The sequence below is a fragment of the Atribacteraceae bacterium genome, assembly GCA_035477455.1.
GTDB lineage: Bacteria > Atribacterota > Atribacteria > Atribacterales > Atribacteraceae > DATIKP01.
The window spans coordinates 23,084-29,680 of record DATIKP010000169.1; the positions used below are offsets into that span (position 1 = coordinate 23,084).

6 protein-coding genes and 1 pseudogene are annotated in these 6,597 nt (G+C 52.2%); all 7 read left to right on the forward strand.

Annotated elements, in window-relative coordinates:
• The first annotated feature begins 126 nt into the window (after positions 1-126).
• Positions 127-903 (forward strand): glucose 1-dehydrogenase, encoded by a 777-nt coding sequence (locus VLH40_10170; GenBank protein ID HSV32364.1) that lies wholly within the window; start codon positions 127-129, stop codon positions 901-903.
• A gap of 115 nt (positions 904-1,018) precedes the next feature.
• Entirely contained in the window at positions 1,019-2,443 is a 1,425-nt protein-coding gene (locus VLH40_10175) for an extracellular solute-binding protein (protein HSV32365.1), read from the forward strand.
• A gap of 23 nt (positions 2,444-2,466) precedes the next feature.
• Positions 2,467-3,336 carry a sugar ABC transporter permease gene (locus VLH40_10180; protein HSV32366.1) on the forward strand — a complete coding sequence of 290 codons (870 nt, stop codon included), beginning with the start codon at positions 2,467-2,469 and terminating at the stop codon, positions 3,334-3,336.
• Entirely contained in the window at positions 3,337-4,167 is an 831-nt protein-coding gene (locus tag VLH40_10185; protein ID HSV32367.1) for a carbohydrate ABC transporter permease, read from the forward strand. It abuts the gene before it with no gap.
• 8 nt (positions 4,168-4,175) lie between these two features.
• A complete protein-coding gene (locus VLH40_10190; protein ID HSV32368.1) occupies positions 4,176-4,346 on the forward strand; it encodes a hypothetical protein in 171 nt (56 codons plus the stop codon).
• Between the two features lie 66 nt (positions 4,347-4,412).
• Positions 4,413-4,754, forward strand: a pseudogene (locus VLH40_10195) (integrase core domain-containing protein).
• 1,006 nt (positions 4,755-5,760) lie between these two features.
• Positions 5,761-6,597: sugar ABC transporter substrate-binding protein (locus VLH40_10200; GenBank protein HSV32369.1), on the forward strand; the 837-nt coding region annotated here is incomplete at its 3' end.

The following is a 6,597-nucleotide window of genomic DNA, read 5'->3' on the forward strand; positions in this document are numbered from 1 at the left end:
GCTTGGTGCGCGAAGGTAAAAGATACCGCCAGCCGATAGAGGATTATCCCACAAGGTTTTTCCGCAGGAGCGCCGGAACGTAGTTTACAATGACAATGTATATGTATTTATAAGGGAGGCCTTATCGTGCATGTAAAGGAAATGTTCAGCCTGACCGAACATGTAGCGATTGTGACCGGTGGTGCGCAGGGCCTGGGAGAGGAAATGGCAGTCGGATTGGCGGAGGCCGGGGCGCATGTGGTCGTCGCCGACAAAAATCCCGAAAAGGCCCGGCTGGTCAGTGAGCGCCTTAGCACTCTTGGCGTGGAGTCGTTTGCCGTTACGGTGGACGTAACCCGGAAAAGTGATCTCGAAGCCATGACTCAATCAGTTATGGACCGGTTCGGCCAAATCGATGTCCTGGTCACTTCCGCTGGAGTCGGTCAGTGGTGTGCCGCCGAAGAGATATCCGAAGAAGACTGGAAGTGGGTTCTGGATATCAACCTCAATGGGGTTTTTCTCTCCTGTCAGGTAGTGGGCCGGGAAATGATCAAACGAAAACAAGGTAGTATCGTCAACATCGCTTCCATGTCCGGAATCGCCGTCAACTATCCCCAGTGCCAATCCCACTATAATGCCTCAAAAAGCGCAGTGATCATGCTCACCCGCTCTTTGGCTCTGGAATGGGCTAAGCATAATGTCCGGGTCAACGCGCTCGCCCCTGGGTATATGCAGACTCAACTGATCGAAGACCTTCTGAAAAAACTACCCGACTACGCGGAAGCTTGGAAAAGCTATACTCCCATGCGACGCCTGGGTCGGCCGGAAGAAATCAAGGCCCCCTGCGTCTTTTTAGCCTCCCCGGCCTCCAGCTACCTGACTGGAAGTATTCTGGTCATGGATGGAGGATATACAGTTTGGTAGGAGTGGCCATGAGAAAGTGAGGTGATCGGAAAAAGACGGTTGGAAGAGAGGCGGTGGGTGGTTTTAGCTCAAAAAACAAGAAAAAACAAGAAAAAGAAAAGAGGAGGAATTGTTCATGAAGAAGCTGTGTTTACCTTTAGCGGTTGTTTTTGTTCTGGTGGCATCAACCTTTGCCTTTGCTCAGGTCGCCAATCCGGATTGGTGGCGGGAAGCGGCCGAACCATTCCAGGGAGTCACCATTACCGGTATTTCCGAGAGCACCCCTCCGTCCCGCGTCGTGATGGATGTCGCCATTCCTCAGTTTGAGGAATTGACCGGCATCAACGTTGAGTTCGAGGTCACCTCCTGGGACGAGATGTACACCAAGGCTATCCACGACATGGAGGCGGCAACCGGCATATACGACTTCGTTTATGTGGAACAGGATATCATTTACGCCTACCTGGCACAGGGATGGTTGACCGATCTGGGACCATTCATCGCTAACCCCGCGATTACTGAGCCCGCCCTGGATATAGATGACTTCACGACATTTATCGACTACTTCAAGGATGCCGAGGGCAACCTCTTTGGCTTGCCTTTCGAAGCCTTCCTGAAGTCCTACGTCTATCGCACCGACCTGTTTGGCGATCCCGACATCCAGGCGGCTTTCCTGGCTGAGTATGGCTATGAACTGGCAGTTCCTACAACTTGGGAACAGTACACCGATATCGCCAGGTTCTTTACCAGTTGGGGTAAGGAACAAGGTGTCGAAATTTTCGGACACGTCGCCCAGGCTAAAACCCATCCCGCCCTAGGGTATGAGCTGAAAGAAACCATCTGGCCGGCCTGGGGTCTTTACAACTGGGGGATCAACCTGGAAACCATGCGGGCCAGTGTGGAACACGGTGGTGAACTCAACAGCGACTTGGCCAAGGAAGCCCTGCGCTGGTATGTGGAGATGCTCGACTATGCGCCGCCCGGAGTACGGACCTATACCTGGGATGAGACCGCGGCAACCTTTGGAGCGGGAATAATCGCCCAGGGCGTGATCTATCTGGAAAACCTGGGTTGGTGGGCTACGGATGAGGAGCGTTCCGCCGTGGTGGGCAAGATCGGTGTGGCGTTGCCTCCGACTAAACCGGGAGTTATGGAAGCAGCGGAAATAGGCGAAGGCTATATTGGTTACTATGACGGCGGAGCCCTGGGTATCCCCCACAGCTCCAGGAACAAGGAAGCCGCCTGGTTGTTCATGCAGTTTGTAGCCCGTAAGGAATGGCAGGGTGAGTTTGCCAGACTGGGAACCCGGGTGGTCCGTACTTCCACCTTCGAGGATCCTCTGGTGCTGGAACTTGATCCGTTGATGGGCGGCTATTTTACCATGCTCAGAGATCAGGGGCATCTGTTTGCCGGCGCTCCGAATCTCCCCATGCACCGTCCCCTGAATGAATTGTACTTCAGCTGGATTGCCAGGGCAGTAGTTGGAGAAGTCACACCGGAAGAGGCCTTGGATAACCTAGCCAGAGAAGTCGACCTCTTAATGGTAGATCTTGGGTACTGATCTGTTCTTGGGGAGGTTGCGCATTGAGACAGAATAAAGCGCAAATGTGGGGGTTTTTAGCCCCCACATTTGCCATCTTGATTTTTATCGGCGTTATTCCTGTTTTCTACATCCTTTATTTGAGCATGTTCCGGCACAGTCTCTTTGCCCGGGTAGAAATGGTGTATACCGGCTTCGAGAACTTTCGGCGGCTGGTCTTTGACCCCCACTTCTTGAGGTCGCTCAGGCTGAGTCTGCTTTTTGTGGCCCTCTGTTGTGCCATACAAATACCACTGGGCCTTCTCATCGCCAATTTCCTGAACCTGAGCTTCAAGGGAAAGGGAATATTCCGGACCATCATGAGCCTTCCTTTGGCCATGGCTCCCATCAGTGTTGGGGCCATATGGGTTTTAATGACTAATCCCGACATCGGCCCTTTGCCCATCGCCCTCCGTCAGTTGGGTTTTGATTACAATATCGGCCTCCACGCCAGCCAGGCTTTCTGGACCACCGTACTGATGAATGTCTGGCAGTGGACGCCCTTTGTGACCTTGGCTTTCATGGCCGGCCTTTCGGTCCTTCCCAAAGAACCTTACGAGGCCTCTCTGGTTGACGGAGCCAATCGCTGGCAGGTTCTCCGCTATGTGACTCTTCCCCTGTTGAAACCAATTATGCTGACCATCTTGTTTATACGGATCATGGATGCTTTCCGGGCTTTCGATGAGGTCTGGATGCTCACCGGCGGTGGTCCCGGCATGGCTACCCGTTTTGTCAGTATCCATGTGGTCAGGCAGGTGATAGTTGCGATGAACTACGGGTACGGTTCGGCTATTTCGCTTTTTCTGCTTTACCTCACTATAGTGTTGTGCTGGCTATTGCTGACGTTTATTACGGCGTCCCGGGAGGCGACCTGAATGGGGATTAAAAAGAAAACTTTGCGGATGACGCTGGTTTACGTGGTTTGCACGCTAATCGCTGTGGCCACCTTGTTTCCCGTCTACTGGATGTTCGTAGTTTCCAGCCGGACAAGGCTGGGAATATTCGGGGATTTCAACTTGCTTCCCACTTCCTTTCATGCTCAAAACTATATACGACCTTTTTTCCAGGACGTCTATGGCCGGTTTCTCTTGAATTCTCTCATTATCGCTTCCGGAAATACCTTGCTGGTCATATTCCTGGCGGTATTGTCCACCTATGTCTTCTCCCGATTCCGAGTCCCCGGCTCCAGCAACCTCTTTTTCTGGACCATTACCAACCGGATGGCTCCGCCGGCGGTGTTCATTCTCCCGTTCTTCTTGATTTTTACCGGCCTGGGCATACGTGATACCTGGCTGGGAATGATCCTTCTCTACTGTATATTCAATCTTCCTTTTGCCATTTGGCTACTGAAAGGAATGATGGATTCCATTCCTCGGGAATTGGATGAGGCGGCCTACATGGACGGTTGCAGCCTGTGGGGGGTATTGATCCACGTCATTGTTCCCCTGGCCCGGCCCGGGATCATGGTTACGGCTATTTTGGCCTGGATTTTCGCCTGGAACGAATATCTTTTTGCTTCCATCTTAACCAGCGTCAACGCCCGGACCATGACCACGGGATTGGCGGCTTTTGTGACTGTTATCGGGACTGAGTGGGGGGAAATGGCCGCGGTGTCGATGGTCAGCTTGATTCCCGCCGTCATTTTTATCGGGATTGCCCAAAAACATATTATCGCCGGTTTGACCTTTGGAGCGGTCAAGGAGTAGGAGAGAGCATGAGAATCTTACCGATGGAGACCAATTTTTTTGACCGCTTGTTTATCGGGATAGTGGTCATGTTCGGCACTCATCTTCTGTGGGTTCGCTTCCTTGAGCAGTTTGTCCCCCTGTTAGCCGCGACTGTCGGAAGCCTGGTATTTTTGATTTTACTGCTGATTTACGGTTAATCCAATACTGCTTGATACCATGAACTGCCGGTTCTGCCTGGATGCCCGTAGCAAGCTCTGCTGCTCGGGTGGCCAGGGATCTTTAACACCGATCAGGGCGGGCGGTTCATGGCCCGGGAGTTCACGGCCTGCCTCGAAGGCGCAAGCATCCGGATCAGCATGGATGGCCCCCGAGGTCGAGCACTGGCCAACGTCTTCATCGAACGGCTATGGCGGTCGGTTAAGTATGAGGACATCTATCTCAAGGACTATGCTTCGGTGCCCGCGCTCGACGCTGGGCTACAGGCCTACTTTCAATTCTACAACCAAGACCATCCTCACCCTCACCGAGGGGTCGAAGAGGGTCAGGTCTATTTTCTTGACATAGGATTCTTAAAGGACCATCTTGGACTGCATTTTGCCTCGTAAGCCGAATTATGAGGATAAGAGCAGCAATGTTAATAATATAGACCTGACTCTTTTTGTTCTCCAGCGTGGAAACTCTTATAGACAAATTGACTGAGGTACGCATGGCCGAAGTGGTCATTCTTTCCGGCTTTAAAACCAAGCCGGTTACGGAAAGCAGGCTTGAAGATATGGAGCCTGAATCCCTACAGAAATAGGATTAGTGTATACAGCCATTGTTTCTAAAAATGCCCATGCTTATTGGCTTTTAGCCACTTTTTTGAATAAGGTGTAGTAAAGTCACGCTAGCGTGAGCAGCCGAAACCCTCGAGTGAAGCGGTTTTCGGCAGAGTCGTAAATGCGACGGAGCCCTTCTGCCTCCTTACTCCGGGGCCGCTCGAAGGTGGTGGTGTCCAGCACCCCCACTGGGCGTTGGGGAGAGACCAAGGGGAGGATGGCCTGTGAGGCAGTGCGGGTGTCTCAGCCGGAGCAGGAATGTACGGCCAGTTGAGGGACGCGGTGGGGAGGAAGCGATAGACGGCATCTTTCGGACAAGGGAGGGTGCTTGGTGAGTTCAGCAAGATAGAGAGGTTGCGACCCAGGAAGACCAGGAGAAAAACCAGCTGGAAAAGCACCCGCTGGGGGACTCCCTTGCTCTTTCTCGAAGAGGCGGACTAAAGGTGGGCATTGACTCGGAACTCTTTGAGAAAGGATGAGATCAGGCGTACTCCCGATTGGTCATGGTATCTGTTAAAATAGGAATCATCAGGCACCGCTCTTTTTTGAGGATTGGCGGCTTGTTCGCCTATGTCAATTGCACCAAAAAGGAGAGGTGTTTTCATTAGAAAATCCGGTAAAACAAAGGGTTTCAGCGTGTTTTGTGTCCTGCGAAAGTTGAGTTGTAGAGAATCACTCAATCATATTATTGAGAAAGGAGGTGAATCTTGATATACCCGTCTCAATAGCAGTTACAAACAAGACCATGCACGAGGATATATAATTTTATCAAATCAAAGAGGAGGCTTGTTCTGTGAAAAGAATCCTGGTTTTACTCGTTGCTTGTGTGTTTATTCTCAGTGTCGGTGCTGTGGCTTTTGCTGCTGACGGGCCCTATTTGGGCACAGCCATCCGTAGTCTGGCAAACCCCTACCATGCTGCATGGGCCAAAGGAGCGGAAATGTTCGCCGAGTGGGCGGATCTTCTGGAGTTCAATGTAATCCAGACCTCTGAAGGATCCAGTGAAAAACAGCTCAATGATATCAAGGCCCTGATAGCCCGGTCAGGAGGGAATGTGGTTTTCTCTATTGACCCTAACCAGTCGGTCGATGCCCTGGCGATCGCGATGGAACTTGAAAAAAACGAAGTGTATTTCCTGACTTTCTGGAACAAACCAGAGGAGGTCAATGTCAGCGATTTCGATTACTGGGTAAGTCATGTCACTTTCGACAACCGGGCCTCCGGCTACAACACCGCCAAAATCCTGTTTGATTCCATCGGTGGTGAGGGTGAGGTGTTCGCCCTGCAGGGAATGTTGGGTAACGCAGCGGCCATAGAGCGCTGGGAAGGGTTCCAGCGGGCGCTCGAGGAATACCCCGATATCGTGATGGTGGACTGGCAGACCGCCGAATGGGAGAAGGTCAAGGCTTATAACCACGTCTCTAATGCCCTGATTGCACATCCAAACATCGAAGCGGTCTGGGCGGCCAATGACAATATGGGGATTGGTGCCATCGAAGCGCTGCGGGCCCATAACTTGGCCGGGACCGTCAAGGTCTCCGGAGTGGACGCTATTCCGGAAATGATTACGGCCATTCAGAATGGCGAAGCGGTAGCCACCGTTTCCTCTGATGCCTACTGGCAGGGGGGT

Coding starts and splice junctions, on each gene's coding strand:
- VLH40_10175 (HSV32365.1), top strand. CDS start 1,019: ATGAAGAAGCTGTGTTTACCTTTAGCGGTTGTTTTTGTTCTGGTGGCA.
- VLH40_10185 (HSV32367.1), top strand. CDS start 3,337: ATGGGGATTAAAAAGAAAACTTTGCGGATGACGCTGGTTTACGTGGTT.
- VLH40_10190 (HSV32368.1), top strand. CDS start 4,176: ATGAGAATCTTACCGATGGAGACCAATTTTTTTGACCGCTTGTTTATC.